We start from the raw sequence: 765 nt of genomic DNA on the forward strand, positions 1-765 counted from the left end.
GACTGCGTTTTAAAGGGTGGGAAACTTTAGTAAATAATGTCAAAAGTGTAATACGCAAGTTTAGAGTTGAAGATTTTAAGAATAATAGTATCCTTAACTATGATATTCTGAACTACTTGCTTGATAACAAAGAGGAACATATCCAACTACACGCATACGTAGTTATCGAACTTAAAGCCACACCATTTAAGCCCGGATATATGGGCCAACTTAACTTCTACATCAATGTTGTTGACGATCGACTCCGTGGCGAACACGACAACAAGACCATTGGATTGCTGCTCTGCAATGGTGGTGATAAGGTGGTGGCGCAATATGCCCTCTCTGGCTACGACCAGCCCATCGGTGTCAGCGATTATCAACTAACAAAGGCTATTCCCGAGAATTTGAAATCAGCTCTGCCTACGATAGAGGAAGTTGAAGAGGAACTAAGCAAAACGATAACAGATTTAAATAATTGAGAACATATGAATACATTGTTATTACCAAAGGGACCAGAAGAATCTGTGTCCAACTTTATCATTATTGGAGCAAATGGAAGCGGAAAGAGCCATTTAGGAGTTTGGATTGAAGAGAATCAAGGCGAGGACATAAATGTGCTGAGAATTTCAGCACAAAGAGCACTTACTATCCCAAAAACTATAGTAGTAAAGAGCGAAGAGGCTGCTTGGAATAAAATTTACTATGGGAATGAAACTGAGAAAAATAAAGGATCTAAAGTTTCCCACCCCTTAAAACGCAGTCTTTTCTCATTTGCCTTTGCCT

At 39.3% G+C, this 765-nt stretch carries 1 protein-coding gene and 1 pseudogene; both read left to right on the forward strand.

Annotation, left to right across the window (positions count from 1 at the left end; translation table 11 throughout):
• A partial coding sequence (locus tag HMPREF2955_RS01275) for a PDDEXK nuclease domain-containing protein (protein ID WP_246830031.1) occupies nt 1–461 on the forward strand: 461 nt, incomplete at its 5' end.
• A gap of 6 nt (nt 462–467) precedes the next feature.
• A pseudogene (locus tag HMPREF2955_RS01280) lies at nt 468–765 on the forward strand (hypothetical protein); the annotation flags it as partial.

It is taken from the genome of Prevotella sp. HMSC073D09, from assembly GCF_001814145.1.
Classification (GTDB): Bacteria; Bacteroidota; Bacteroidia; order Bacteroidales; family Bacteroidaceae; genus Prevotella; species Prevotella conceptionensis.